29 protein-coding genes and 1 tRNA gene are annotated in these 25843 nt (G+C 67.6%); 22 read left to right on the forward strand and 8 right to left on the reverse strand.

Going from position 1 to position 25843, the window contains the following annotated elements:
- Positions 1–270: 270 nt before the first annotated feature.
- From ISP14_RS03845 to ISP14_RS03935, 19 genes are all read left to right on the forward strand, one after another.
- Entirely contained in the window at positions 271–588 is a 318-nt protein-coding gene (locus tag ISP14_RS03845) for an FmdB family zinc ribbon protein (protein ID WP_404536403.1), read from the forward strand.
- Between the two features lie 92 nt (positions 589–680).
- The gene (locus tag ISP14_RS03850; protein WP_404536404.1) at positions 681–1220 is read left to right on the forward strand and encodes a DUF3011 domain-containing protein; all 540 of its coding nucleotides are present in this window, start codon (positions 681–683) and stop codon (positions 1218–1220) included.
- 90 nt (positions 1221–1310) lie between these two features.
- Positions 1311–3083, forward strand: a complete 1773-nt coding sequence (aspS, locus tag ISP14_RS03855; protein WP_404536405.1) for an aspartate--tRNA ligase — start codon at positions 1311–1313, stop codon at positions 3081–3083.
- Positions 3084–3185: 102 nt separating this feature from the next.
- Positions 3186–3851, forward strand: a complete 666-nt coding sequence (locus ISP14_RS03860; RefSeq protein ID WP_404536406.1) for an esterase/lipase family protein — start codon at positions 3186–3188, stop codon at positions 3849–3851.
- 41 nt (positions 3852–3892) lie between these two features.
- Positions 3893–4621, forward strand: a complete 729-nt coding sequence (locus ISP14_RS03865) for a YebC/PmpR family DNA-binding transcriptional regulator (protein WP_404536407.1) — start codon at positions 3893–3895, stop codon at positions 4619–4621.
- A gap of 35 nt (positions 4622–4656) precedes the next feature.
- Positions 4657–5178, forward strand: coding sequence for a crossover junction endodeoxyribonuclease RuvC (ruvC, locus tag ISP14_RS03870; protein ID WP_404536408.1), 522 nt, complete (start codon positions 4657–4659; stop codon positions 5176–5178).
- On the forward strand, positions 5175–5768 hold the full coding sequence (gene ruvA / locus ISP14_RS03875) for a Holliday junction branch migration protein RuvA (RefSeq protein WP_404536409.1): 594 nt from the start codon (positions 5175–5177) through the stop codon (positions 5766–5768). The genes ruvC and ruvA overlap by 4 nt, the downstream gene beginning before the upstream one ends.
- A gap of 5 nt (positions 5769–5773) precedes the next feature.
- A complete protein-coding gene (locus ISP14_RS03880) occupies positions 5774–7672 on the forward strand; it encodes a potassium transporter Kup (protein ID WP_404536410.1) in 1899 nt (632 codons plus the stop codon).
- Between the two features lie 155 nt (positions 7673–7827).
- On the forward strand, positions 7828–8877 hold the full coding sequence (gene ruvB / locus ISP14_RS03885) for a Holliday junction branch migration DNA helicase RuvB (protein ID WP_404536411.1): 1050 nt from the start codon (positions 7828–7830) through the stop codon (positions 8875–8877).
- Entirely contained in the window at positions 8870–9280 is a 411-nt protein-coding gene (gene ybgC, locus ISP14_RS03890) for a tol-pal system-associated acyl-CoA thioesterase (protein WP_404536412.1), read from the forward strand. Before ruvB ends, ybgC begins: the two co-directional genes overlap by 8 nt.
- 31 nt (positions 9281–9311) lie before the next feature.
- Positions 9312–9995: a protein TolQ gene (gene tolQ, locus ISP14_RS03895; protein ID WP_404536414.1), complete on the forward strand. Its 684-nt coding sequence runs from the start codon at positions 9312–9314 to the stop codon at positions 9993–9995.
- Between the two features lie 13 nt (positions 9996–10008).
- Positions 10009–10470 (forward strand): protein TolR, encoded by a 462-nt coding sequence (gene tolR / locus ISP14_RS03900; RefSeq protein ID WP_404536415.1) that lies wholly within the window; start codon positions 10009–10011, stop codon positions 10468–10470.
- Positions 10457–11404 carry a cell envelope integrity protein TolA gene (tolA, locus tag ISP14_RS03905; protein ID WP_404536416.1) on the forward strand — a complete coding sequence of 316 codons (948 nt, stop codon included), beginning with the start codon at positions 10457–10459 and terminating at the stop codon, positions 11402–11404. The genes tolR and tolA overlap by 14 nt, the downstream gene beginning before the upstream one ends.
- A 5-nt stretch (positions 11405–11409) precedes the next feature.
- The gene (tolB, locus tag ISP14_RS03910) at positions 11410–12732 is read left to right on the forward strand and encodes a Tol-Pal system beta propeller repeat protein TolB (protein WP_404536417.1); all 1323 of its coding nucleotides are present in this window, start codon (positions 11410–11412) and stop codon (positions 12730–12732) included.
- A 243-nt stretch (positions 12733–12975) separates the two neighbouring features.
- Positions 12976–13485 (forward strand): peptidoglycan-associated lipoprotein Pal, encoded by a 510-nt coding sequence (gene pal, locus ISP14_RS03915; protein ID WP_404536418.1) that lies wholly within the window; start codon positions 12976–12978, stop codon positions 13483–13485.
- Positions 13486–13527: 42 nt separating this feature from the next.
- On the forward strand, positions 13528–14379 hold the full coding sequence (gene ybgF / locus ISP14_RS03920) for a tol-pal system protein YbgF (RefSeq protein ID WP_404536419.1): 852 nt from the start codon (positions 13528–13530) through the stop codon (positions 14377–14379).
- A gap of 10 nt (positions 14380–14389) precedes the next feature.
- Positions 14390–15079 carry a 7-carboxy-7-deazaguanine synthase QueE gene (gene queE, locus ISP14_RS03925; RefSeq protein WP_404536420.1) on the forward strand — a complete coding sequence of 230 codons (690 nt, stop codon included), beginning with the start codon at positions 14390–14392 and terminating at the stop codon, positions 15077–15079.
- A 125-nt stretch (positions 15080–15204) separates the two neighbouring features.
- Positions 15205–15900: a 7-cyano-7-deazaguanine synthase QueC gene (gene queC / locus ISP14_RS03930; RefSeq protein WP_404536421.1), complete on the forward strand. Its 696-nt coding sequence runs from the start codon at positions 15205–15207 to the stop codon at positions 15898–15900.
- Between the two features lie 61 nt (positions 15901–15961).
- A tRNA-Lys gene (locus tag ISP14_RS03935) sits at positions 15962–16037 on the forward strand.
- Positions 16038–16134: 97 nt separating this feature from the next.
- Here ISP14_RS03935 and ISP14_RS03940 read toward each other — a convergent pair.
- The 5 genes from ISP14_RS03940 to ISP14_RS03960 form a co-directional block, all read right to left on the reverse strand.
- Positions 16135–17133, reverse strand: a complete 999-nt coding sequence (locus ISP14_RS03940) for a YncE family protein (protein WP_404536423.1) — start codon at positions 17131–17133, stop codon at positions 16135–16137.
- Positions 17134–17287: 154 nt separating this feature from the next.
- The gene (locus tag ISP14_RS03945; protein WP_404536425.1) at positions 17288–18007 is read right to left on the reverse strand and encodes a TVP38/TMEM64 family protein; all 720 of its coding nucleotides are present in this window, start codon (positions 18005–18007) and stop codon (positions 17288–17290) included.
- Positions 18004–18564, reverse strand: coding sequence for a deaminase (locus tag ISP14_RS03950; RefSeq protein WP_404536426.1), 561 nt, complete (start codon positions 18562–18564; stop codon positions 18004–18006). The genes ISP14_RS03945 and ISP14_RS03950 overlap by 4 nt, the downstream gene beginning before the upstream one ends.
- Positions 18565–18570: 6 nt before the next feature.
- Positions 18571–20331, reverse strand: coding sequence for a glutamine--tRNA ligase/YqeY domain fusion protein (locus ISP14_RS03955; protein ID WP_404536427.1), 1761 nt, complete (start codon positions 20329–20331; stop codon positions 18571–18573).
- Between the two features lie 97 nt (positions 20332–20428).
- On the reverse strand, positions 20429–21484 hold the full coding sequence (locus tag ISP14_RS03960; protein ID WP_404536428.1) for a diguanylate cyclase: 1056 nt from the start codon (positions 21482–21484) through the stop codon (positions 20429–20431).
- Between the two features lie 135 nt (positions 21485–21619).
- Between ISP14_RS03960 and ISP14_RS03965 the strand changes: the two genes are divergently transcribed.
- The 3 genes from ISP14_RS03965 (at position 21620) to msrA (ending at position 23210) form a co-directional block, all read left to right on the forward strand.
- Positions 21620–21904, forward strand: coding sequence for a putative signal transducing protein (locus tag ISP14_RS03965; protein ID WP_404536429.1), 285 nt, complete (start codon positions 21620–21622; stop codon positions 21902–21904).
- Between the two features lie 85 nt (positions 21905–21989).
- The gene (locus ISP14_RS03970; protein ID WP_404536430.1) at positions 21990–22508 is read left to right on the forward strand and encodes an adenine phosphoribosyltransferase; all 519 of its coding nucleotides are present in this window, start codon (positions 21990–21992) and stop codon (positions 22506–22508) included.
- Between the two features lie 45 nt (positions 22509–22553).
- The gene (msrA, locus tag ISP14_RS03975; protein WP_404536431.1) at positions 22554–23210 is read left to right on the forward strand and encodes a peptide-methionine (S)-S-oxide reductase MsrA; all 657 of its coding nucleotides are present in this window, start codon (positions 22554–22556) and stop codon (positions 23208–23210) included.
- 18 nt (positions 23211–23228) lie between these two features.
- Here the strand turns inward: msrA and ISP14_RS03980 are convergent, their stop codons facing one another.
- The 3 genes from ISP14_RS03980 to ISP14_RS03990 all read right to left on the reverse strand — a co-directional run bounded on the left by ISP14_RS03980 (position 23229) and on the right by ISP14_RS03990 (position 25790).
- Positions 23229–23810 carry a DUF3501 family protein gene (locus tag ISP14_RS03980; protein ID WP_404536432.1) on the reverse strand — a complete coding sequence of 194 codons (582 nt, stop codon included), beginning with the start codon at positions 23808–23810 and terminating at the stop codon, positions 23229–23231.
- Between the two features lie 138 nt (positions 23811–23948).
- Positions 23949–25292, reverse strand: a complete 1344-nt coding sequence (locus ISP14_RS03985) for a (Fe-S)-binding protein (protein ID WP_404536433.1) — start codon at positions 25290–25292, stop codon at positions 23949–23951.
- Between the two features lie 78 nt (positions 25293–25370).
- The gene (locus ISP14_RS03990) at positions 25371–25790 is read right to left on the reverse strand and encodes a rubrerythrin family protein (protein ID WP_404536434.1); all 420 of its coding nucleotides are present in this window, start codon (positions 25788–25790) and stop codon (positions 25371–25373) included.
- Positions 25791–25843: the final 53 nt, after the last annotated feature.

The following is a 25843-nucleotide window of genomic DNA, read 5'->3' on the forward strand; positions in this document are numbered from 1 at the left end:
AAATGGTTGTGCATCGCAACAATTGCAGGCTAGTGGCGAGACTTCCATTCGTCAATAGCCGTATAGACGTCCAAATGAAAAAGCATGCGTGTTCTGGGGCGCGTCGCCTGGCGGCCTGGAATCCCCTGATGGGCAGCCTGCCGCGACTCGTGCCTGCCTGTCCATGCGCCACTTGGCGCATTGAAAAGCGGAGGCCTGGCCCGAATAATGGGATGCTGCCGCGTCGCCTGCCCGATCCTGGTGCGACGGCCCGGCAGTTCCGGAGTACCCATGCCCATCTACGAATTCGAATGCAGCCAGTGCGGTCACCGTTTCGATCGCCTGCAGAAACTGTCCGACGCCGATCCCACCGATTGCCCCGAATGTGGCGCGCCCAGGGTTCAGCGCCGCGTGAGCGCGCCCTCGTTCCGGCTGGCCGGCGGCGGCTGGTACGAGACCGACTTCAAGAAGGACGGCGACAAGAAGCGCAACCTGGCCGGCGACGGCAGCGCTGCGCCGGCCCCCGCTCCGGCCTCGGCACCATCGCCCGCCCCAGCCCCCGCCGCAGCGCCTGCCGCCGGTTCCTCCGCGGGCAGCGGGTCAAGCTGAATCGCTGCGTGCCGCGCTGACTGCCGCGTGCTACCCGCCTGACGGCGGCTGGGCTACCTTGGCGTCACCGTCACTGTCAGGGAAGGGCTGTCATGCAAACCACGCTCAAGATCGTGTTGGCTGCCGGCGTGATGCTGGTCGCCGGGGGCCTCGCTCCGCGCGGCGCGCAGGCCCAGGGTTACGGCGATCGCGACCGCGACCGCGGCCAGAACCAGGAGGTCTATTGCGCCAGCAACGACTCCCGCGGCTCGCGTTGCCAGATGCCGTGGCGCGATTCGGTGCTGTCGCAGCAGATGTCCAAGGCCTCCTGCATCGAGGGGCAGACCTGGGGCAGCGACCCTTACAGTGTCTGGATCAAGGGCGGCTGCCGCGGCAACTTCCGCAATGCACGGGGCTGGGACCGTCCCGGCTATGGCGGCGGCCCGGGCGGCCAGGAAGTCTATTGCGCCAGCAACGACAATCGCGGCACGCGCTGCCAGATGCCGTGGCGCTACTCGGTGCTGTCGCGGCAGATGTCGGACGCGGCCTGCATCGAGGGCCGTACCTGGGGTAGCGATCCTTACAGCGTATGGGTGAAGGGCGGATGCCGGGCCCAGTTCCGCGATGCCCGGGGCGGGCGGCCGCGCTGGTAGTCCGCCGTCGCCGGCCGATGCGGGCGGGATGCTAATATTCCGGGTCTTTCCTCCCGTTCCCCAAGGGCCGCGGCCCGGAGTTCCAAGCGCATGCGCACGCATTTCTGCGGCCTCATCGACGAGTCGCTGCTCGGCCAGACCGTCACCTTGTGCGGCTGGGTCAACAAGATCCGCCTGCAGGCCCACGTGGCCTTCGTCGACCTGCGCGACCACGAGGGCCTGGCGCAGGTGGTGGTGGAGCGCGAGAACGCCGATGCGTTCGCGGTGGCCGGCGAGCTGGGCTACGAGTATTGCGTGCGTGTCACCGGCACCTTGCGCAAGCGCTTGTCGGTGAACGACAAGCTGCGCACGGGCACAGTGGAGGTGCTGGCGGACAAGGTGGAGATCCTCAACGCCGCGAAGGACTTGCCGTTCGCGCTGCACGAGAATCCGAACGAGGACATGCGGATGACCTACCGCTACCTCGACCTGCGCCGTCCCGACATGCAGGCGATGATGCGCAAGCGCATCAAGCTGGTGCAGGCGCTGCGCCGTTACCTCGACGCGCGCGGTTTCCAGGACATTGAGACGCCGATCCTCACCAAGGCCACGCCGGAAGGCGCGCGCGACTACCTGGTGCCCAGCCGCGTGCATCCGGGCCAGTTCTACGCGCTGCCGCAGTCGCCGCAGCTGTTCAAGCAGATCCTGATGATGGCGGGCTTCGACCGCTACTACCAGATCGCCCGCTGTTTCCGCGACGAAGACCTGCGCGCCGACCGCCAGCCGGAATTCACCCAGCTCGACCTCGAATTCGCCTTCGTCGAAGAGAGCGACGTGCAGGACTTCGTCGAAACGATGATCCGCCACGTGTTCAAGGAAGTGCAGGGCGTGGAACTAGCCCAGACCTTCCCGCGCATGACCTGGGCCGAGGCGATGCGCCGCTACGGCTCCGACAAGCCCGACCTGCGCATCGCGCTGGAGCTGGTGGACGTGGCCGAGGCGCTGAAGCACGTGGAGTTCAAGGTGTTCGCCGAGCCGGCCAACGATCCGGCTGGCCGCGTGGCCGCGCTGCGCGTGCCGGGCGGCGCGGCGCTCTCGCGCAAGGAGATCGACGGTCTCGCCGAATACGTCGCCAAGTACGGTGCCAAGGGCCTGGCCTGGATCAAGGTCGAGGACCTCGCCAAGGGCCGCGAAGGCGTGAACTCGCCGGTGGCGAAGTTCCTCGACGACGCGGCGCTGGACGCCGTGCTCAAGGCCACGGGCGCCGAATCCGGCGACATCGTGTTCGTGGGCGCGGGCAAGTGGAAGGCCGTCACCGACTTCATGGGCGCGCTGCGCCTCAAGGTCGGCAAGGATCGCGGCCTGGTCGCGGATGGCTGGTACCCGTTGTGGGTCACCGACTTCCCGATGTTCGAGTACGACGAGGAGGAGCAGCGCTACGTGGCCTTGCACCACCCGTTCACCGCGCCGAAGATCGACGACATCGCCGACCTGCGCAGCCATGCCGCCACCGCGGTGAGCCGCGGCTACGACATGGTGCTCAACGGCAACGAGATCGGCGGCGGTTCGATCCGCATCCATCGCCCCGAGATGCAGAGCGCCGTGTTCGAGCTGCTCGGCATCGGCGCGGAAGAGGCCGAGATGAAGTTCGGCTTCCTGCTCAAGGCGCTGAAGTTCGGCGCGCCGCCGCACGGCGGCCTGGCCTTCGGCATCGACCGCATCGCCGCGCTGATGGCCGGCACTGAGTCGATCCGCGACGTGATCGCCTTCCCCAAGACCACCAGCGCGCAGGACTTGATGACCGACGCGCCGTCGATGGTGTCCGAGCCGCAGCTCAAGGAACTGCATGTGCGGATTGCTGCGGCGGACAAGTTGCACGGTTGATCCGTCGCAGGCCAGGAGTGGCCGGTTTTGTGACGGGCGGGGTGGCGCCATCGTGGCGAACCTGCCTACCGTTCCAATCAGCTTTTCCGGGCATTTCCGCGCATGACCGAACATGTGATCCTGCTGCATGGCCTGTGGATGCGCGGCTTCGCGCTGGGCATGCTGCACCGGCGACTGATCGCCGATGGCTACCGTGTGCATCGCTTCGATTACCTGAGCGTGGCCTCGTCGCAGCAGCGCATCCTCGCGCGGCTGCAGACGCTGATGGGCGAGTACGCGCCCGATGCGGTGCACCTGGTGGGACACAGCCTGGGTGGCCTGCTGGCGTTGCGCGCATGCCTCGACGGCGGAACCCTGCCGTCGGGGCGCGTGGTTTGCATCGGTTCGCCGCTCAAGGGCAGCGCGGCGGCACGTGCCTTCGCCGCCTGGGGGCGTGGCGGCGAGGTGCTGCTAGGGCATAACCGCAGTTTGCTGGAGCAGGGTTTCGAGCGCTGGGACGGTCCGCGCGAAGTCGGCGTGATCGCCGGTCGCCTGCCGCTGGGGCTGGGGGCGATGCTGGGCCAGCTGGCCGGCGAGCACGACGGCACGGTGGCGGTGGAAGAAACCCGGTTGCCCGGCGTGGCCGATCACTGCGTGGTCGAGGCCAACCACACCGGCCTGCTTTTTTCGCAGGACGTGGCGCAACGGGTGGATGCCTTCCTGCGGCACGGGCGGTTCGGACCGGCTCCGAGGCCGCACACTGGCGGCGGCGAGCCCGACTTGCAGTAAAATCGCCCGCTTGTCCTTTTCGAGCAGGTCCGGGTGTCGCCATGGGTAGAGGTCCGTCCATTGAAGGCCGCAAGAATGCCGAGGACGCCAAGCGCGCCAAGGTGTTCACCAAGCTGATCCGCGAGATCACCGTCGCCACCCGTGCCGGCGTGGCCGATCCCGCCAGCAATCCGCGCCTGCGCGCCGCGGTGGACAAGGCGCTGGCCGCCAACATGACCAAGGACACCATCGAGCGTGCGATCAAGCGCGGCTCGGGCGCCGATGGCGCCGGTGAGGAAATGCGTTACGAAGGCTACGGTCCGGGCGGTATCGCGGTGATCATCGATTGCTTCACCGACAATCCGGTGCGCACCGTGGCCGATGTGCGCCACGCGCTGACCAAGCACGGCGGCAACCTGGGCACCTCGGGCTCGGTGGCCTTCCAGTTCACCCGCTGCGGCGAGCTGGTGTTCGCCACCGGCGGCGACGCAGCGAAAGAAGAAAAGGTGTTGGAGGCCGCGCTGGAAGCCGGCGCCGACGACGTGGTCAACGAGCACGGCGAGAGCACCGTGCTGTGCGCACCCGAGCATTTCGAAGCGGTGCAGCAGGCGTTGGCCGCGGCCGGTCTGGAGTCCGAGCACGCCGGCGTGAGCATGCGTCCGAACAACCGCACCGCGGTGAGCGGCGAGGCGCTGGAAGCGCTCACCGCGATGCTCGACAAGCTCGACGCGCTGGACGACGTGAGCGAGGTGTACCACAACGCCTTGCTGCCGGCCGAGGCGGGCGCGTAAGCGGCTACGCGCCGCTTGCCGCTCGCACTCCTGCGATGACCCGCATCCTTGGCATCGACCCGGGCAGCCAGCGTACCGGCGTGGGCATCATCGACGTCGATGCGGCCGGCAAGCTCACGCATGTGTTCCACGGCGCCTTGGCGGTGGCTGGCGAAGCCAGCTTCCCGCTGCGCCTGAAACGCATTTTTGACGAACTCAATGACATCATCGCCGCCCATGGTCCGGACGAGTGCGGCATCGAGCGCGTGTTCATGGCGCGCAACGCCGATTCGGCGTTGAAGCTGGGACAGGCGAGAGGGGCCGCGATTTGCGCGGTGGTGAGCCGGGGAATCGCGGTGCACGAATACGCAGCGACGGAAGTAAAGCAGGCGGTGGTCGGCAGCGGCCGCGGCGACAAGGCCCAGGTGCAGCACATGATCGGCGTGCTGCTGGGACTGAAGGGTCCGATGCAGGCCGATGCCGCGGATGCCCTGGCGATCGCGGTGGCGCATGCGCACACTCGTGCCAGCCTCGAACGAGTGGGCATTCCGCGTGCGGCCTGGAGGCGGCGGCGATGATCGGTCGCCTGCGCGGCATCCTGGTATCGAAGCAGCCGCCGTGGCTGCTGGTGGAAGTCGGTGGCGTCGGCTACGAGCTCGAAGCGCCGATGTCGACCATCTACGATCTGCCGGGGCTGGGCAAGGAAGTGATCCTGCTCACCCACTACGCGCAGAAGGAAGACAGCGTGGCGCTGTACGGCTTCCTGCAGGAGGCCGAGCGGGCGCTGTTCCGCAACCTGCAGAAGGTCAGCGGGATCGGCGCGAAGATCGCGCTGGCGGTGCTGTCCGGCGTGTCGACCAACGATTTCGCGCGCCTGGTGCATGCCGGCGACGTGGTGGCGCTGACCAAGATTCCCGGCATCGGCAAGAAGACCGCCGAGCGCATCGTGGTGGAGTTGCGCGACCGCGTGGACGGCATGGCCGTGAGTTTGCCGGGCGCCACGGCGGCCGGCGCGCCGCCCGACGCGGCCGGCGAGGCCACCGTGGCCTTGCAGCAACTCGGTTACAAGCCCGCCGAAGTCACGCGGCTGGTACAGAAGGTCGCCACTGACGGCGACAGCGCCGAAACCATCATCCGCAAGGCGCTGCGCGCCGCGCTGGGGAGCTGAATCAAGTGAGCCATACCGTAGCCGGCGGCGACGCCGCGGAGACCAAGCGGCGCCTCGCCGCGCTGGCGCTTGGTGCCATGGGCGTGGTGTACGGCGACATCGGCACCAGCCCGCTGTACACCTTGCAGACCACGCTGAGCCATGACGGCCTGCATCCCACCCAGGAAAGTATCTACGGCGTGCTGTCGCTGATTTTCTGGGCGCAGATCCTGGTGGTGTCGCTGAAGTACGTGGTGTTCATCATGCGCGCCGACAACAAGGGCGAGGGCGGCATCATGGCGCTGATGGCGCTGGCCCAGCGCAGTGTGCGCGAGCAGCCCAAGTTGCGCTGGGTGCTGGTGATCCTCGGCATCTTCGGCGCGGCGCTATTCTACGGCGACGGCGTGGTCACGCCGGCGATCTCGGTGTTGTCGGCGGTCGAGGGCGTGAAGGTGGCCGCGCCGGGCCTGGGCAAGTGGGTGGTGCCGATCACCGTGGTGGTGTTGTTCCTGCTGTTCCTGCTGCAGAGACATGGCACCGAACGCGTGGGCAAGCTGTTCGGTCCGGTGATGCTGGTCTGGTTCGTGGTGATCGCACTGCTCGGCGTGAACATGATCGTGCGCCACCCGCAGGTGTTGTACGCGGTACTCCCCATCTATGGAGTGAAATTCTTCCTCAGCCACGGACTACAGGCCTTCATCGCGCTGGGTGGCGTGGTGCTGGCACTGACCGGTGCCGAGGCGCTGTATGCGGACATGGGGCATTTCGGCAAGAAGCCGATCCGCATGGCCTGGTTCAGCTTCGTGCTGCCGGCGCTGCTGCTGAACTATTTCGGCCAGGGTGCGCTGCTGCTGATGCACCCGGAGGCGATAGACAACCCGTTCTTCAAGCTGGCGCCCACGCTGCTGCTGTACCCGATGATCGGGCTGGCTACCGTGGCTACGGTGATCGCCTCGCAGTCGGTGATCTCGGGCGCGTTCTCGATGACCCGCGAGGCGATGTCGCTGGGTTATTCGATGCGCATGCCCGTCGTGCACACCTCGCGGGAGATGTCGGGCCAGATCTTCGTGCCCTGGGTCAATTATTTCCTGTTGCTGATGGTGCTGTTCGCCGTGTTGCACTTCGGCAGCTCCGAACGCCTGAGCGCGGCCTACGGCATCGCCGTGACCGGCACCATGGCGATCACCACCATCCTCGCCCTGATCGTGGCGCGCCACCAATGGGGCTGGAAAATGCCGGCGGTGGTCGCGGCAGGCGGGCTGTTCCTGGTGATCGACTTGTCGTTCTTCAGCGCGAACCTGATCAAGATCGAGTACGGCGGCTGGTTCCCGCTGGTGCTGGGCCTGGCGGTGTTCACCTGGATGACCACCTGGCGCCGCGGCCGCGAGCTGGTGGTGCGCGAGATCAAGCAAGGCGGCCTGGCGCTGGCGCCGTTCATCGCCGCTATGCGCGAGCATCCGCCGCTGCGCGTGCCGGGCACGGCGGTGTTCCTCACCGCGAACCAGCACGCAGTGCCGCATGCATTGCTGCACAACCTCAAGCACAACAAGGTGCTGCACGAGCGCAACGTGCTGCTGACGGTGGAGATGCTGGAGTCGCCGGTGGCGGAGGCCGAGGAGCGCATCCACATCGACGCGACGGGCGACGAGTTCTACGGCATCGCGCTGCGCTTTGGCTTCGCCGAGGATCCGAACGTACCGCTGGCGCTGTCGCAGTGCGCGCGCGGCGGCCTCGGGTTCGACATGATGGACACCACCTTCTTCCTGTCGCGCGAGAACATCGTGGCCGACAAGCGCCGCCCGGGCATGGCGCTGTGGCGCGACAAGCTGTTCGTCTTCATGGCGCGCAACGCGCTGCCCGCCACGGCGTATTTCCAGATTCCCGGCAATCGCTTGATAGAACTCGGCGCGCAGGTGGAAATCTAGCGGGCCATGGATGGCCCGCACGTCAGCCGATCACTCCGTGATCGGCTGACGGAGCCCCGGTGGGGCAGGACTGCCCGGCAAGGGCACGAAAAGCACGGCGGCTCTTGCTCTCGATGGCGGTCCCATCGAAGCGCTCGACCCGCCATAATGTCCCCATGACCGACTCCCGCATCATCACCCCCGTCTCCCAGCTCGACGACGAGGCGCTGGAGGCGACGATCCGTCCGCGCCGTTTCGCCGAGTACCTTGGCCAGCAGGCGGTGCGCGAGCAGCTGGAGATCTACATCGAGGCCGCCCGGAAAAGGGGAGGCGCGCTGGACCACGTGCTGATCTTCGGCCCGCCGGGCCTCGGCAAGACCACGCTCAGCCACGTCATCGCCAACGAGCTGGGCGTGAACCTGCGTTCCACCTCCGGCCCGGTGCTGGAGCGCGCCGGCGACCTCGCCGCGCTGCTCACCAACCTGCAGCCCAATGACGTGCTGTTCGTGGACGAGATCCACCGGCTGTCGCCCGCGGTGGAAGAGGTGCTCTATCCGGCGATGGAGGACTTCCAGATCGACATCATGATCGGCGAGGGCCCGGCCGCGCGCTCGATCAAGCTCGACCTGCCGCCGTTCACCCTGATCGGCGCCACTACCCGCGCCGGCATGCTCACCGCGCCCTTGCGCGACCGCTTCGGCATCGTGCAGCGGCTGGAGTTCTACACCGCCGACGAGCTCACCGCGATCGTGCGCCGCGCCGCGAAGATCCTCGGCATCGCCTGCGAGATCGACGGCGCGCAAGAGATCGCGCGCCGTTCGCGCGGCACCCCGCGCATCGCCAACCGGCTGCTGCGCCGCGTACGCGACTACGCCGAGGTACGCGCGGGCGGCCAGATCACCCTAGCCGCGGCACAGGCCGCGCTGGACATGCTGAAGATCGATCCGGACGGCCTCGACGAGCTGGACCGCCGCATGCTCGGCACCATCATCGAGAGCTTCGACGGCGGCCCGGTGGGCGTGGAGTCGCTGGCCGCGGCGCTCAGCGAGGACCGCGGCACGCTGGAAGACGTGGTCGAGCCCTACCTGATCCAGCAGGGTTTCCTGGTGCGTACCGCGCGCGGCCGCATGGCCAGCGCGCGGGCCTGGCGCCACCTGGGCCTGAACCCGCCGCCGCGCCAGCCGCAGGCGGCCGACCTGTTCGCCGGGGATGCCCTCGATGGCTGAGCGCGAGCCCTTCCGCTGGCCGGTGCGGGTGTACTGGGAAGATACCGATGCCGGCGGCGTGGTCTACCACGCCAGCTACCTGCGCTTCCTCGAGCGGGCGCGTACCGAATGGCTGCGCGCGCTCGGCATTGGCCAGATGGCGTTCAAAGAGACCACCGGACTGGCCTTCCTGGTGCGCGAAATGCAGCTGGATTTCCTGCGCGCCGCCCTGCTGGACGATGAACTGTCGGTGACGGTGGCTGTCAAGGAACGGCGTGCAGCCAGTATCCTGTTCGGCCAGACGATCGAGCGGACCGACGGTGCCTGCCTGGTCCGCGCCGATGTGCGCGTGGCCTGCGTGGACACCCGGCGCATGCGCGCCGTGGCGATACCCGCCGACCTGATCCTAGAACCTTCCCCCTGATCACACTGCCTGTGCGGAGTACCCCAAGCCCATGAACGGCGGACTTAACGTTTTCGAACTGATCGCCAATTCCAGCTATCCGGTGAAGGGTGTGCTGCTGATCCTGATGATCTTCTCCTTCATGTCGTGGGTGATCATCATCCGCAAGTACGGCCAGACCAAGGCCGCGATGGAGAACGCAGAGGGCTTCGAGGAGCGTTTCTGGTCCGGCGGCGATCTGGCCCAGCTGTTCCGCGAGGTGAGCCACCGTGGCGCCGAGGGCGGCCTGGAAACCATCTTCGAGTCGGGCTTCCGCGAATTCGCCCGCCAGCGCCAGCGCAAGACGCTTGACGCCCGTGGCGTGATCGAGGGTTCCGAGCGCGCGATGCAGGTTGCCAGCACCCGCGAGATCGGCGTGCTGGAGCGCAGCCTGGAATTCCTCGCCAACGTCGGCTCGATCAGCCCCTACGTGGGCCTGTTCGGCACCGTGTGGGGCATCATGGGCGCGTTCCAGGGCCTGGGCGACATGAAGGACGTCACCATCGCCGTAGTTGCGCCGCACATTTCCGAGGCGCTGATCGCCACCGCGATGGGCTTGTTCGCGGCGATCCCCGCGCAGTGGGCCTACAACCGCTACGCCACCAAGGTGGAGCGCATCGCCTCGCGCTACGACGTGTTCCAGGAGGAGTTCTCCTCCGTGCTGCAGCGGCAGATCCAGTCCGACGACGCGGCCTGAGCGGAGCCCTGTCATGCGCAACGCGAAGCGCCAGCGGCGCTACAAGCTGAAATCCGAGATCAACGTCGTTCCCTACATCGACGTGATGCTGGTGCTGTTGATCATCTTCATGGTCACCACGCCGATGCTCAACTCCAACGTGGACGTGAACCTGCCGCAGGCCAATGCCAAGGCGTTGCAGGGCAAGAAGGATTCCCTGGTCATCCAGGTGGCGAAGGACGGCCAGCTCTCCCTCGTGCTGGGCAACGGCAAGCCGGAGCCGGTGGACGAGGCCGGGCTGCAGGTCAAGGTCAAGGCCTTCATGGACGCCAACCCGCAACTCAGCGTGCTGGTGGCCGGCGACACCGGCGGCAACTACGGCGGCGTGTACAAGGTGCTGGCGGACCTGCAGCAGGCGGGCGTGGACAAGGTCGGCCTGATGAGCACGCCTGGCGACAGCTCCGGCCAGGGTCAGGGGTCCCATGGACGACCGTAAGGCGATTCCGCGGGCAGTGGTGCTGTCCGCCCTGCTGCACCTGGGCATCGTGGCGTTCCTGTTCCTCGCGGTGCTGCCGTGCGCCAGCTACGAGGGGTTCTTCAACGCGCTGCACCTGCCGGCGTGGCTGAACCCGATCACCTGCTCGCGCCCGCTGGAGCTCAAGGGGCCGGTGATCGAGGCCACCCTGATCGGTCCCACCGGCAGCCCGCCGCCCAAGTCGGTGAAGGCCAAGCCGATCCCCAACACCGTGCCGCCGCCGCCGGCCGTGCCGCCACCCCCGCCGCCGCCGGTGGTGCAGCCCAAGGTCGCGCCGCTGCCGCCGCCGCCCGAGCATCCTGACATCAAGGACCAGGAGCGCGTGGTCGAGCAGGGCCTGCAGCAGGCCGAGGAAAAAAAGGTGCAGGAGGAGAAGCAGCGCCAGCGCCAGGCCGAACTGGACGCCCAGGCTGCCGCCAAGAAGAAGCAGGATGAGCTGAAGAAGATCGACGACTTGTTCGCGAAGATGGATGCCGCCTCGGCGCGGACCAAGCAGGCCGACAGCAAGGCCAAGCAGGCCAAGCAGCAGCTGGCCGACCTCAAGAATGCCCAGGACAACGGTCAGGCCGACCTGCCCAATGCCGCGCAACAGCAGACCGGCAACAATGCCCAGAACAGCAATCTCTCCGACGAATATGCGGCCGCCATTCAGAATGCGGTCACGCCGAATTGGTTAAGGCCGGATAACATGCCGGGTGCTCCATGCAAGGTCCATATCGTGCAGTTGCCGGGCGGTGACGTGATGAGTGCTACCGTCGACCCCAGCTGCCCCTACGACGACGTGGGCAAGCGTTCGGTAGAGAACGCGATCCTCCGCACCAAGACCTTGCCGTACAAGGGTTTCGAGAGCGTGTTCCAGCGCAACCTGACCTTCACCTTCACGCCGCAGGGATGAGCCCGATGCGCAAATCGAATCCGCTGTACGCCCTCGTCCTGCTGCTCGTGACGGCGCTGTTCGCCGGACCGGCAGCCGCCCAGTCTTCCGGACTCGACATCCAGATCGTCGGTGGTGTGAAGACCGCCACCCCGATCGCCGTGGTGCCGTTTGCCCAGCCCGGCGTGGCGCCGCTGCCCACCGACGTGGCCGACGTGATCCGCAACGATCTCAACCGCAGCGGCAAGTTCCGCTCGCTGGCCAAGAGCGACATCGTGGAGTTCCCGGCCAAGGGCGCGGATATCAAGTTCGCCACCTGGCGCCTGCTCAAGCAGGACTTCATCACGGTGGGCAGCATCAGCGACGCCGGCGGCGGCATGCTGAAGATCAACTACGAGCTGTGGGACGTGAACAAGCAGCAGAACCTGCTGGCACAGTCCTACACTGCGCCGGCGGGCGACCTGCGCGGCGTGTCGCACCAGATCGCCGACGCGATCTACCAGAAGATCACCGGCGTGCGCGGCGCGTTCTGGACGCGCATCGCCTATATCACCCAGGTGGGCCTGGGCAACAACACCAACTATTCGCTGGTGGTGGCCGATTCGGATGGCTACAACCCGCAGGTGGTGGCGCGTTCGCATGAATCGCTGATGTCGCCGGCGTGGTCGCCGGACGGCAAGAAGATCGCCTACGTCTCCTTCGAGAGCGGCAATTCGCAGATCTACGTGCAAGACCTGACCACCGGTGCCCGCCAACTGGTGGAATCGCACGCCAAGGGCATCAACGGCGCGCCGGCGTGGTCGCCGGACGGCCGGAGGCTGGCGGTGGCGCTCTCCTATGTGGGCAACCTCGAGCTGTTCGTGCTGGATCTGGGTTCCCGCCAGGAGACCCGGCTGACCCACAACCTTGCGATCGACACCGAGCCGGTGTGGTCGGCGGACGGCCAGTCCATCTATTTCACCTCGGACCGTTCCGGCCGCGCCCAGATCTACAAGATCCCGGCCGGCGGCGGCACGGGCGATCGCGTCAGCTTCCAGGGTCAGTCCAATTCCAACGCCGATATCAGCTACGACGGCAAGGAACTGGCCATGGTCCAGGGCAACGGCAACGTGTTCCGCATCGCGGTGATGGACCTGGGCCTGGGCGGGCAGGTGCATTATCTTTCGCCCGGTCCGCTGGATTTCGGCCCCAGCTGGGCGCCGAACGCCAGCATGCTGCTGTACGGCGCTACTGAAGGTCCGCGCGGTGTGCTGTATGCTACGTCAGCCGACGGCATGGTGCGCCAGCGTCTCGCGCTTGCCAACGGCAGCGTGAGTGATCCTGCTTGGGGACCATATCGACAGCAATAATTGTTTCGTACTGTCGCATTCGCGTGCGGCGGTCGATGCCGGGGACGGCCCGCGAGGGTCGCGCCCGGCGTGTTTTGCCGGCCGTAACGCCTTCGCGCGCCAGGGTCAGCCATTGGAGGCGCGCATCACACGCCGTTGATCTTGCAGTACCAGAATAAATAACAGCCGGCCCACCGGCGATTTCGTCCCGTAACCAGTCCGTCACTGTATGCCGGAACTCAACACGTTTGAAGGAACGTCACCATGAATAAGACCGTTCGCGTCGCCCTGGTCGCCCTGCTTTGCGTTGGCGCGGCCGCCTGTTCCAAGAAGCAGGAAACCAAGCCGCAGGCTGTCCAGCCGGAGCAGCAGGCTCAGACCGAAGTGCCCTCCACCAACGGCAAGTACACGCCGGCCGACCTGAACACCGATGCCTGCCTGCGTCAGCGCGTCGTGTACTTCGACTTCGACAAGACCGAGATCAAGCCGGAGTTCCAGCAGATCATGGCTTGCCACGCCAAGTACCTGCAGGACCGCCCGATGGCGCAGATGCGTCTGGAAGGCAACACCGACGAGCGCGGTTCCAAGGAATACAACCTGGGCCTGGGCGAGCGTCGTGCGAACGCGGTCTCCAGCGCGCTGCAGGCCAATGGCGGTTCCGCCAGCCAGGTCAGCGTGATCTCCTACGGCAAGGAAAAGCCGGTGTGCCGCGAGCACAATGAGGATTGCTGGAGCAAGAACCGTCGCGTCGAGATCGTCTACACGGCCGAGTAAGCGATGAAGCATCTGGCCAGCAAAACTGCAGCCAGGATCGGCATGGCGGGCGCAATCGCGTCCGCCATGCTTTTCGTGCTGCCGGTGTTCGCGCAGGACTCGCGCCTGAGTCTCGCGGACCGCGTCTCCCTGCTTGAGCAGCGGGCGCAGAACAAGGACCAGAGCAGCGTGCAGATGGTCAACCAGCTGCAGCAGATGCAATCGCAACTGCAGCAGATGCAAGGCCAGATCGAGGAATTGCAGCACCAGCTGCAGCAGCTCCAGGACAAGAGCAAGGATCAGTACATCGACCTCGACTCCCGCATGGGACGACTCGAGGGCGCCAGCAAGACGGGCGCGGCGCCGGCCTCCGGCGGCAGCGCACCGGCCACGGCAGCCGCCGCCACGGGCGCGGCCGCCGCAGGCACCGCCGCGGCAGGCAATGCGCCGGGCAACACGGCTCCGCCGGCAGCGGACACCAAGGCGCCGCCGGCCAAGGGCGGCAAGCCGCTTTCCGCCGCCGACAACGCCGCGGCGCAGGCTGCCTACGACGCGGCCTTCAAGACCTTGCGCGGTGGCGACTATGTCGGCGCCTCGCGCCAGTTCCGCACCTTCATCGAGAAGTACCCGGACCATTCGCTCACCCCGAACGCCTTCTATTGGCTGGGCGAGTCGTACTACGTCACCACCAACTACCCGGTGGCGCTGCAGGCCTTCCAGCATCTGCTGAGCCAGTTCCCGCAGAGCGAGAAGGCGCCCGACGCGCTGCTCAAGGTCGGCTACTGCCAGCTCGAACTGAAGCAGGCGCCGGCCGCCAAGGCCACGCTCGAGTCCGTGGTCAGCAAATACCCCAGTTCCAAGGCTGCCAGCCTGGCGAAGGAGCGGCTGCGCCGCATCCAGACCACGGCCGGTTGAGGGTCGTGCGGTGAGCGAAGCCAGCACCAGCGCGGTTGACGCCGCGTCCCCGGTCGCCGCCGAGCGGCTGCGCATCACCGAGATCTTCCATTCGATCCAGGGCGAAGCCGACGCGATCGGCTGGCGCACCGTGTTCGTGCGCCTCACCGGCTGCCCGCTGCGCTGCGTCTGGTGCGATACCGAGTACTCGTTCCACGGCGGCCAGTGGCACGCCATCGACGCCATCCTGGCCGAGGTCGCCAGCCACGGCGCCCGGCATGTCTGCGTCACCGGCGGCGAACCGCTGGCGCAGAAGCGCTGCCTGGTCCTGCTGCAGCGTCTGTGCGACGCCGGCTACGAGGTCTCGCTGGAAACCTCCGGCGCGCTCGACGTGGCCGCGGTCGACCCGCGCGTGCGCAAGGTGATGGATCTGAAGGCGCCGGACTCCGGCGAAAGTGCGCGCAACCTGTGGTCCAACCTGGATCATCTGCTGCCGCACGACCAGGTGAAGATCGTGATCGCGAGCCGCGCCGACTACGAGTGGGCACGCGGCGTGGTGGCTGAGCACGCGCTGGAGCAGCGTTGCATGGTGCTGTTCTCGCCGGTCTGGGGCAAGGTCGAACCGCGCGAACTGGCCGAATGGATCATCGCCGACAAGCTCCCGGTACGCTTCCAACTGCAGCTGCACAAGCTGCTGTGGAACGACGCGCGAGGAAAATAGAGCGGGGGTGGCTGAAACGCGTCGCGCACTCTCGCTGCACCCGCTCCTGTTTCAATCGCTGTGGCCTGTGTCGCCGCATGCGCTTTCCCGGCCGGTGACCGGCCGTACTTCAGTGGATGAACGCCATGTCTGAAACATCTCCCCGCAAGGCCGTCGTGCTCGTCTCCGGCGGCATGGATTCGGCCGTCACCATCGCCATCGCGCGCGAACAGGGCTACCAGGTGCATGCGCTGAGCGTGGCCTATGGCCAACGCCACAGCTCCGAGCTGGAAGCCTCCGAACGCGTATCGAAGATGCTCGGCGCGGTCGAGCACAAGACCGTGCAGGTCGACCTGCGCAGCATCGGAGGCTCGGCGCTCACCGCAGACATAGCCGTGCCGCTGGACGACGACGCGCACGACGGCGACGGCCACATCCCGGTGACCTACGTGCCGGCGCGAAACACCATCATGTTGTCGATCGCGCTGGGCTGGGCCGAGGTGCTGGGTTCCACCGATATCTGGTGCGGCGTCAACGCGGTGGACTATTCGGGCTATCCCGATTGCCGGCCCGCCTTCATCGAGGCCTACGAGCAGCTCGCCAACGTGGCCACCAAGGCGGGTGTGGAGGGTGCGGGCATCCGCATCCACGCGCCGCTGATGGCGATGAGCAAGGCCGACATCGCGCGCGAAGGCGCGCGGCTGGGCGTGGATTTTTCCGCCACGGTGAGCTGCTACCAGGCCGACGCCCAAGGCCGCGCCTGCGGCCACTGCGACGCCTGCCGCCTGCGTGCGCAGGGCTTCCGCGAGGCGGGCCTGCCTGATCCCACGCATTACGTCTGAGCCGACTTTTGCTTGTGCGTATGCGGCGCAATCCCTAAAATCGCCAGTCCACTTGCATGACGGGTCGTTAGCTCAGTTGGTAGAGCACTGGACTTTTAATCCATTGGTCCCGGGTTCGAGTCCCGGACGACCCACCAATCCAGAGCGCCCGCCGGGCGTTCTTTTTTTGTCTGGAACGGGCGGCCGCGGGTAGCCGCCCGTTCCATTCCCGCGAGCGGCAACAGCCGCGAAATCTCAGTGCGAACCGACCACCAGCGCGGTGAAATCCTTCACCGGGGCATGACGCGGCGCGGGTGCAGCGGTCACCAGCCATACGCGGTGGGTGGACTCGTCCAGCGCCATGGTGCGGGCGCCGGCCTGGGTGGGCACGTTCGTCACTACGCTGTAGTGGTTGGCGTCGTCCTCGTGCACGATGGTCAGCGTGCCGTCGTGGTTCGAGCTGTAGGCCAGTCGGGTGCTGGGATCGAAGCCGGCGGCGTCCGGGCCGTCGCCGATGGCCACGGTGGCGACCTGGTGGCCGTCGTCGGCGTCGGTGACCACCATGAGCTTGTTGTCGCAGACCGAAAACAGGCGGCGGGACTGCGCGTCGAGGGCCAGGCCGCTCGGCGAATCGCAGGGCGCGAGCTTCCACACGGCATCGGCTTTGTTCGCCTTCGTATCGATGCGCACCAGTTCGCTCTTGTCCTCGATGTTGGCGTACACGTGGCCGCGGCCGTCGCTGACCGCGAATTCGGGCTTGCCGGGCAGGGCGATCTCGGCGATCGCCTTGTCGCTGGCCGGATCGATCACGCTGGCGTCGCCGCTGTGGCCGTTCATGGTCAGCACGTGGCCGCTGGCCGGGTCGAACACGATGGCGTCAGGCCCCTGGCCGCCGACCGGGATCGTGCGCAAGTCCTTCAGCGTATCCAGGTCGATCACGTGGACGCCGTTGGCGGTGCCGTCGCTGACGTAGCCGTGGCGCAGCTTCTGCACCAGCGCGATGCCGTGGACGTGCTGCATGCCGGGAATCTCGCCGGCCAGCTTGCCGTTGCGGGTGTCCACCGCCATCACGCGGTCGTTGCGGGCGATCAGCAGGTGATGCGCGGCCGGGTCGATGGTGAGGTAGTCCCAGCCGCCGCTGCCGCCCAGCGGATAGTGTTCCAGTACGGCGTAGTGCGGCATGGCAGTGGGTGCGGTCGCGGCAGCGGCGCTGCCGACGGCGGCGAGTGACAGCAGCAGGGCGAAGGACTTCATGGCTTGCTCCGGCGGGTGGGTAAGCGTGATTCGCGCAAGCATGCGCGCCGGATGATTAGCAAACGCTGTGGCCGCTCAGCAGGTCAAGCCGCGCGCTGCCGCATGGCGGCCATGCGAGGGCAACCCGGGCTACGCGGAGACATTGAACAGGCTCTTAGTCCTGCGTGGGCGGCGGAAGGTGCCGCCAGCGCCGGGTGAGGCGCTCGATCAGCAGCGGCAGCAGCGCGAGCAGGGCGAGGGCGCCCATCGGCAGCAGCACCGAGGCGTGCAGCAGCAGCCCTGCGTCGAGCGCACCGTCATGGCCCAGCGCCTCGCCCAGTCCCGCGCCGATCGAGCATTCGAACACCAGCGACACGGTACCGCCCAGCCAGCTGGCGCCGAGGAACAACCACATCGGGCAGCGCAGCCAGGCCAGCCCCACGGTGACGGCGCCAAACGGCATCACAGGCACGAAGCGCAGGAACAAGGTGTAGCTCACCGGATGGCGTTCGAAGCCATGGTGCAGCCGGGCCGCGAACGGCGGTGGCGGGCGCGTGCCGGCGCCGAAGGCGTAGCGGCTGGCCAGGTAGAGGATCAGCGAACCCAGGGTCAGCCCGGCCGAGGAGCACAGGGTGCCGTCGACCACGCCGAAGGCGAAGCCGCCGGCCAGGATGATCACGATGGTGCCCGGGATGCCGGTGGACATCGCCAGCGTGAGCAGGCCGATGAAGGCCAGCCGGCTCAGCCAGGGGTGTTCGGCGATGTGCGCGTGCAGCTCGTGCTGGTGGGCGACCAGGTGTTGCGGGCTGAACCGGTCCAATGCGCCCGACGCATACAGCACGATCCCCGCGAGCAGCAGCAGGAGCAGCGGTAGCGCGGCACGCAGGCGTTTCAATACGATGCGCCGCGGGCGCCGTAGTCGGCGAGGACGCTGCGCGCCTGGTCGCGCAGGATGTCGCGGCGCACGGCGATGCCGCGGCGCGCGAGCTCGCCGATCCAGTCGGCGGGCAGCGGGCCTTCGTCGAATTCGGTGAGTTCCTCGACGTCCTCGGCGCGTGCGCCGACCAGCAGCTCGTCCACGCCGGCCCACACCGTGGCGCCGTAGCACTGGCAGCAGGGCTGGGCGCTGGTGGCCAGCGTGTAGCGGCCGCCGTCGGCGTTGAGGCGGAAGCTGGCCAGGCGCTGCTGCGCGCTCATGTAGGCCATCATCTCGGCGTGCGCCACCGAACAGGTCTGCGGCACCACGCGGTTCACGCCCACCGACACCACGCGGCCTTCCGCGTTGAACACCGCGGCGCCGAACGGGCCGCCCGGGCCATGTTCGATGTTGCGGCGGGAGAGCGCGATGGCCAGGCCCACGCGCTCCTCGTCACTGGCGTAGCGGCGGCTGTCGTCGACCATCTCTGCAACCCAGGGTGGCAGGGTAAGGTGGATCTGCATCGGCAGGAACATCGTGCCTCAGCCTTGTTTCGACCAGGTGTCACGCAGCGTTACGACGCGATTGAATACGGGCGCCTCGGCGCGGTGGTCGACGCGGTCGGCCACGTAATAGCCCAGCCGCTCGAACTGGTAGCGCTGCTCCGGCTCCGCCTGCGCGGCGGCGGGCTCGATCCAGCCCTGCACCACGCGCTTGGCATCGGGATTGATATGCGCGGTCCACGGCCGGCCATCGTCCTCGGCGTCCGGCGCGGGCACGTTGAACAGGCGGTCGTAGATGCGCACTTCGGCGGCGACGGCGTGCGGCGCGCTGACCCAGTGGATGGTGCCCTTCACCTTGCGGTCGGCGCCGGGCAAGCCGCTACGGGATTCGGGATCGAGCGTGCAGCGCAGCTCGGCGACGTTGCCGGCGCCGTCCTTCAGCACCTCTTCGCATTTCACGATGCCCACGCCGCGCAGGCGCACTTCGCCGCCAGGCACGAGGCGCTTCCAGCCCTTGGGCGGCACCTCGGCGAAATCCTCGCGCTCGATCCACAGCTCGCGCGCGAACGGTACTTCGCGCGAACCGAAGCTTTCGTCCTTGGGATGGTTGGCGAAGACCAGCGTTTCGGCGTGGCCTTCGGGCAGGTTGGTGATGACCAGCTTCAACGGATCGAGCACGGCCATGCGGCGCGGCGCGGCGGCGTCGAGATCCTCGCGCACGCAGTTCTCGAGGATCGCGTAGTCGATTACGCTGTTCTGCTTGGAAACGCCCACGCGCTCGACCAGCAGGCGGATGCCGGCCGCGGTGAAGCCGCGCCGGCGCAGGCCGCGCAAGGTGTTCATGCGCGGGTCGTCCCAGCCCTCCACGAAGCCCTCGTTCACCAGCTGCGCGAGCTTGCGCTTGCTGGTGATGCAGTAGCTGAGGTTGAGGCGGGAGAACTCGATCTGGCGCGGCTTGGCGGGCTTCGCCTCCAGCCCCGCGGCGACCACCGACTGCCACAGCTCGGGATGGTTCGGCAGGTCGACCTTGTCCACGCACCAGTCGTACAGCGGGCGATGGTCCTCGAATTCCAGCGTGCACAGCGAGTGGGTGATGCCTTCCATCGCGTCGGAGAGCGCATGCGCGAAGTCGTACATCGGGTAGATCGGCCAGGCGTCGCCGGTGTTCTGGTGGGTGACCTTGCGGATGCGGTACAGCGCCGGGTCGCGCAGGTTGATGTTGCCCGCGGCCATGTCGATCTTCGCGCGCAAGGTGCGGCTGCCGTCGGCGAACTCGCCTGCGCGCATGCGCTGGAACAGGTCGAGGTTCTCCGCGACGGAACGGTCGCGATGGGGCGAGTTGCGGCCCGGCTCGGTGAGCGTGCCGCGGTATTCGCGCATCTCTTCGGCGCTGAGGTCGTCCACATAGGCCAGGCCGTCACCGATCAGCTTGAGCGCGGCGCGGTACAACACGTCGAAATAGTCCGAGGCGTGGCGCAGCGTGTGCCAGTCGTAGCCCAGCCAGCGCACGTCGTCCTTGATGCCCTGGACGAATTCCGGATCTTCCTTGCCGGGATTGGTGTCGTCCAGGCGCAGGTTGCACCAGCCGCTGAACTCGCGGGCGATGCCGAAGCTCAGGCAGATCGCCTTGGCGTGGCCGATGTGCAGGTAACCGTTCGGCTCGGGCGGGAAGCGCGTATGGACGGCGACGTGTTTGCCCGCGGCCAGGTCCTCTCGGACGATCTGGCGGATGAAATCGCGCGGGCCCTCGGCCGTCGCGACGGCGGTGGTGGACACGGCGGGGCTGGACGGACTCGACATCGGGCACGACTCGCGTAGGTAACGGAACCTGTGGAGTTTACCTTGTCCCCGCCGGCGACCGAAGGCGCGGGCGCGGGGCGAGTCAATGCGCCGAGACTCAATGCTCCACGACTGCCGGCGAGCTGGCGCAGACCTGGTTGCGGCCCTGCGCCTTGGCCAGGTACAGCGCGACGTCGGCCTGCTTGATCCAGGCTTCCACGTTGGGGTGCCGCGGCCCGACCTCCGCCACGCCGAGGCTGAGGGTGCATGGTTGCATCGGGGCGTCTTCGGCGGCCCAGACCAGTTCGACCTGCTGGCGGATCCGTTCGGCCACTTCGCGGGCGCGTTCCAGGCCGGTTTCCGGCAGCACCACGCCGAATTCGTCGCCGCCGAGACGGCCCGGGGTGTCCACGCTGCGGAGGTTCTCGCGCAGCACTCCGGCCAGCTCCTGCAGCAAGGTGTCGCCGGCAGCGTGGCCGTGGCGGTCGTTGACCAGCTTGAAGCCGTCGATGTCGAGCAGGATCAACGTGGCCGGCCGCTGGTTGCGCAGGTAACGATGCATTTCCCGCGCGGCCGTTTCCAGCCAGTGCGCGCGGTTGGCGAGCCCGGTGAGCGTGTCGGTGCGGTTGAGCTGTTCCAGCAGGCGGTTCTGCTGGCGGATGCGGCGGCCGAACTTGTAGTTCACCGTGCTCAGCCAGACCGGGTAGATCGCCATCATCGGGATGCAGGCGACGATGTCGAGCATGTCGCTGCTCGGCTGCCAGGCGAAGCCGGTCAGCCAGGCGACCAGAACGCAGGACGCGACTTGCAGCAGCAGCGCGCGGACCAGCACCCGCCAGCCGCCGGCACTGATGCGGTCCATCGCCATCATCGAGACCAGCATGGCGCAGGGCAGCAGGTTGAACCGCATCGTCGCGATCCAGGCGCCCAGCATGACCGAGTCGGCCATCAGGTTGAACTGTTCGTGCCGCACCGGCCGGACCGCGCGCACGGCGTGCAGCCAGGCCAGGTGGGGCCACAGCAGGCCGTTGGCGAACAGCAGCGACCACAGCCACAGCGGCGCCTGCTGCTGGTAGAGCACCGCGGCCACCGGCAGCATGCCCAATCCCAGCCCCAGCGTGCGCAGACGATGGGCCAGGCTCACGAACTTCAAGCCTTCGTCGCGCTTGCCCATTGGATGTCCCGGCCCCCGTATCGCCCTGCGGCGCACCGGCGCCGCTGGCACGACGATAGAGCAGATCGCCGCCGTCCCGCCACTGGCGGTGCCCCGGGGCTTGCCGGCGGCACGCGGCGGGACTAGCTTGCCGTCATGCACACCGTCTACCGCGCCGAAAACCTGTTCGACGCGCATCTGGTCAAGGATGCGCTGGAACATGCGCAGATCCCCGCCTTCATCGCCGGCGAGTACCTCACCGGCGGGGTGGGCCAGTTGCCGGCGCTGGACTATCTCGCGGTGATGGTGCCGGACTCCAGCGTGGCGACCGCCGAGGGCATCGTGCACGATGTCGAGGCGCAACTGGCCGAGGCACGCGAGGCCATGCGCGAGCTTGGCGCCGATGACGCGCCGGACGGCCCGCTGGCCGCGCCCTGCTGAGCCGTATCCCCCGCTGACGTATCTGCTTCCGTGCTGCGCCGCGTCCGGCATCGCGGCGCGCCCTGTTTCGACGATGGAGAACACGATGCACGCTTTCGCCGACCTGATCCGCACCGTGCCGGACTTTCCCCAGCCCGGCGTGCTGTTCCGCGACATCACCCCGCTGCTGGCCGATGCCTCCGGCTTCGCCGATTGCATCGCCGCGCTGGCCGCGCCGTGGCGGGATGCCGGCGTGCAGGCCGTGTGCGGCATCGAGGCGCGCGGCTTTATCTTCGGTGCCGCGCTGGCGCAGGCGCTGGGCGCGGGCTTCGTGCCGCTGCGCAAGCCGGGCAAGCTGCCGCCGCCGGTGCTGGCGGTCGACTATCAGCTGGAATACGGCAGCGACCGGCTGGAGGCAGGCAGCGGTGCGCTGAAACCCGGCGAGCGTGTGCTGCTGGTGGACGACGTACTTGCCACCGGCGGCACCCTGGTCGCGGCGCGGGCGCTGGTCGGGCGTTTCGGCGCCGAGCTTGCAGGCGCGGCGGTGATCATCGAGCTGGAGGCGCTGCGCGGGCGTGAGCGCTGGATCGACGGTCAACCGCTGCGCGCATTGTTGCGTTACTGAGCCGCCGGCAACCGTGCCGACGGCGCACCAGGAGTACTGCGGATCATGATCGGCATCGGTGCGTGGAAGCAGCGCATGCCCCCGCGCGACGAGGCCTTGCCCGGGCGCGAACAAGCGTTGCTGCCGACGCGGACGCACCACGTGCTTGGCCGCTCGCTGCTGGTGGCGGACCACCCCGGCATGGCGCGGATCTGGTTCGGCATGGGCTGCTTCTGGGGCGCCGAGCACACCTTCTGGAACCTGCCCGGTGTGGTGAGCACGGCGGCTGGCTACGCCGGCGGCTACACGCCCAATCCCAGCTATCGCGAAGTGTGCGGCGGCATGACCGGGCACGCCGAGGTGGTGCAGGTGATCTACGACCCGGCGCGGACTTCGCTGGACGAACTGCTCAAGGTGTTCTGGGAGAGCCACGATCCCACCCAGGGCATGCGCCAGGGCAACGACGTCGGCACGCAGTACCGTTCGGCGATCTACGCAGCCGACGTGACCCAGCTCGCCGCCGCCGAGGCGTCCGCCCGGCGTTACTTGGTGGCGCTGGAGCACGCCGGGCTGGAAGGGATCACCACCGAGATCGCGCTGGCCGGCCCGTTCTACTACGCCGAGGACGAGCACCAGCAGTATCTGTCGAAACATCCCGACGGCTATTGCGGCCTGGGCGGCACGGGTGTGAGCTGCCCGGTCGGGCTTGCGCCGAAGAGCTGAGAGCCTGAAGCCTGAGCCTCAGTCGAAGTCCGCGGCCAGCGTGCCGCATTGTTCGGGCGTGAGGATCGCCTCCACCGGCATCGCCGGCAGGCTGCACGCCAGCGTCACGGGTGCTCCGGCCTTCCATGCGGCGATGCGCGCCTCGTCTAGCGGAAAGCGCAGGAAATGCACCGCGGCGGTCTTCTCGTCGTTGCTGCGCTCCATGTCTTCGTCGGCCACCGCGATGGACGGCGCGTGGCCGTGCACGGTCAGCGCGATCGCATGCTCGATGCCGCGCAGTCGCATCAGCTCGCGCTTGCGCAGCTCCACGTCGTCGTACTCGATCAGCAGCGTGGCCTTGAGATTGTCGCCGTCGGGGATCAGCGGGTTGTAGGCGTCCAGTTCGTCCTGGATGCCGGCGGGTTCGAAGATGCGCTCGATGCGCAGCATCTCCTGCACCTGGTACTGGATGCTCAGGCGATCCTCGAAGATCAGCGTGAGGTGCCCACCCAGGTGCACGGTGCGTCGCTTCTTGTGCGCCATTACGCTGGCGCGGAATTCGGCGCGTTCCATCGCGTAGTTTTCCAGGCTGAGCAGGTCGCCGCGTTCGAGCTTGTCCATGGGAGTTCCCCGGTTTGCTTTTTGTCCCTCTCCCTGTGGGAGAGGGTACCCGAAGGGCGGGTGAGGGTGGGGCGGAGCGAGGCGTTGCCGGTTTTGCTGAACCTCACCCCCAACCCCTCTCCCGGCGGGAGAGCGGCTTCAAATGCCATAGGCCTTGCGCAACAGGCTGAGCGGGTGCTCGGCCTGCGGCTGGTCGCCCAGGCCGTGCGCGATATGGCCGCCGGCCATCGGGCAGTCGCTGGTGAAATGCGCGGGTTCGGCCTGCGCCACGCGGTTTTCCACCGGCTTGGCCAGCTTGCGCGACAGGGCGTAGGTCTTGTGCTTCACGCCATAGGTGCCGTCGTGGCCGGAGCAGCGCTCGATGGTGAGCACCTCGGTATCGGGCACCAGCTGCAGGATCTCGCGCGTCTTCGGGCCGATCTTCTGCACCCGCTGGTGGCAGGGCACCTGCCAGGCGACCTTGCCCAGCGAGGTCTTGAAGTCGGTCTTGAGCAGGCCGGCCCGGTGGCGTTCGGCGAGGTATTCGAACGGGTCGAAGAAGCGTCCGCGCACCAGGGCCACGTCGGCGTCATCGGGGAACATCAGCGGCAGTTCCTGCTTGAACATCAGCACGCAGGAGGGGATCGCCGCGGTGAAGTCCCAGCCCTCGCGCGCCATCTTCGCCAGCACCGGGATGTTGCGCTCCTTGTACTTGCGCACGGTGTCGAGGTCACCCAGCTCCAGCTTGGGCATGCCGCAGCAGCTTTCCCGTTCGACCAGCCGGTGCGGGATGATGTTGTGCGCGAGCACCGCGGCGAGGTCCTCCACGGCGCCCGGCTCGGAGTGGTCGCAGTAGCAGGTGGCAAAGATGGCGAGCTTGCCACTCGTGCGACCGGCCGGCACCGCATCGCCGTGACCGTCGAGCTTCTTCAGACGCTTGCGCGCGGTGGGCGCGTGGTACTCGGGGACGCGGGCCTGCGCATCCACGCCCAGCGTCTTCTCAAGCAGCTTGCGCGCGACCATGTTGCGGTTGGCGGCGTTGACCACTTCGACCACCACCGGAATCGAGGCCAGCTTGCCCACCGCGCGGGTATTGGAGAGGACTCGCGCCGACAGCGGCGCGCCATGCTCGCGGAAGTCGACCGCCTTGGCGCGCAACATCAGGTGCGGGAAATCCACGTTCCACGGATGCGGCGGCGTGTAGGGGCATTTGGTCTGGTAGCAGAGGTCGCACAGGTAGCACTGCTCGACCACCTTGGGGTAGTCGGCCTTGGCCACGCCGTCGATCTCCATCGTCTTCGACGCGTCGATCAGGTCGAACAAGGTGGGGAAGGCGTGGCATAGGCTCACGCAGCGGCGGCAGCCATGGCAGATGTTGAACACGCGCTCCAGTTCCGCGTCCAGTGCGGCCCGGTCCCAGAATGCGGGATCGTCCTGGCCCAGCGGGTGGCGGATAGGCGCTTCGAGGTTGCCTTCGCGGCTGCTGTCGACCGGTTCCGACATGGGCGTCTCCGTGGGCGCCGCGGCGCCCATGACCTTGCGATGGCCATGCCGGCAGCCCGCAGGCTGCCGGCAGGCGACTCAGCCCAGTTCGCCCAGCGCCTTGGTGAAGCGGTTGGCGTGCGAGCGTTCGGCCTTGGCGAGGGTCTCGAACCAGTCGGCGACTTCGTCGAAGCCTTCATCGCGTGCAGTCTTGGCCATGCCCGGGTACATGTCGGTGTACTCGTGGGTCTCGCCGGCAATCGCGCTCTTCAGGTTGGCGTGGGTCTCGCCGAACGGCAGGCCGGTGGCCGGGTCGCCGCACTGTTCGAGGTATTCGAGATGGCCGTGGGCGTGGCCGGTCTCGCCTTCCGCGGTCGAGCGGAACACGGCGGAGACGTCGTTGTAGCCCTCCACGTCCGCCTTGGCGGCGAAGTAGAGGTAACGGCGGTTGGCCATGGATTCGCCGGCAAACGCGTCTTTCAGACTCTGCTCGGTCTTCGAGCCTTTCAGCTTGCTCATGACATCACCTCGTGGCGTCGGGCTGGGAGGGGGATGCGGGAGCGGCCTCTTGG

The sequence above is a fragment of the Dyella agri genome, from assembly GCF_044904705.1.
Lineage (GTDB): Bacteria > Pseudomonadota > Gammaproteobacteria > Xanthomonadales > Rhodanobacteraceae > Rhodanobacter_A > Rhodanobacter_A agri.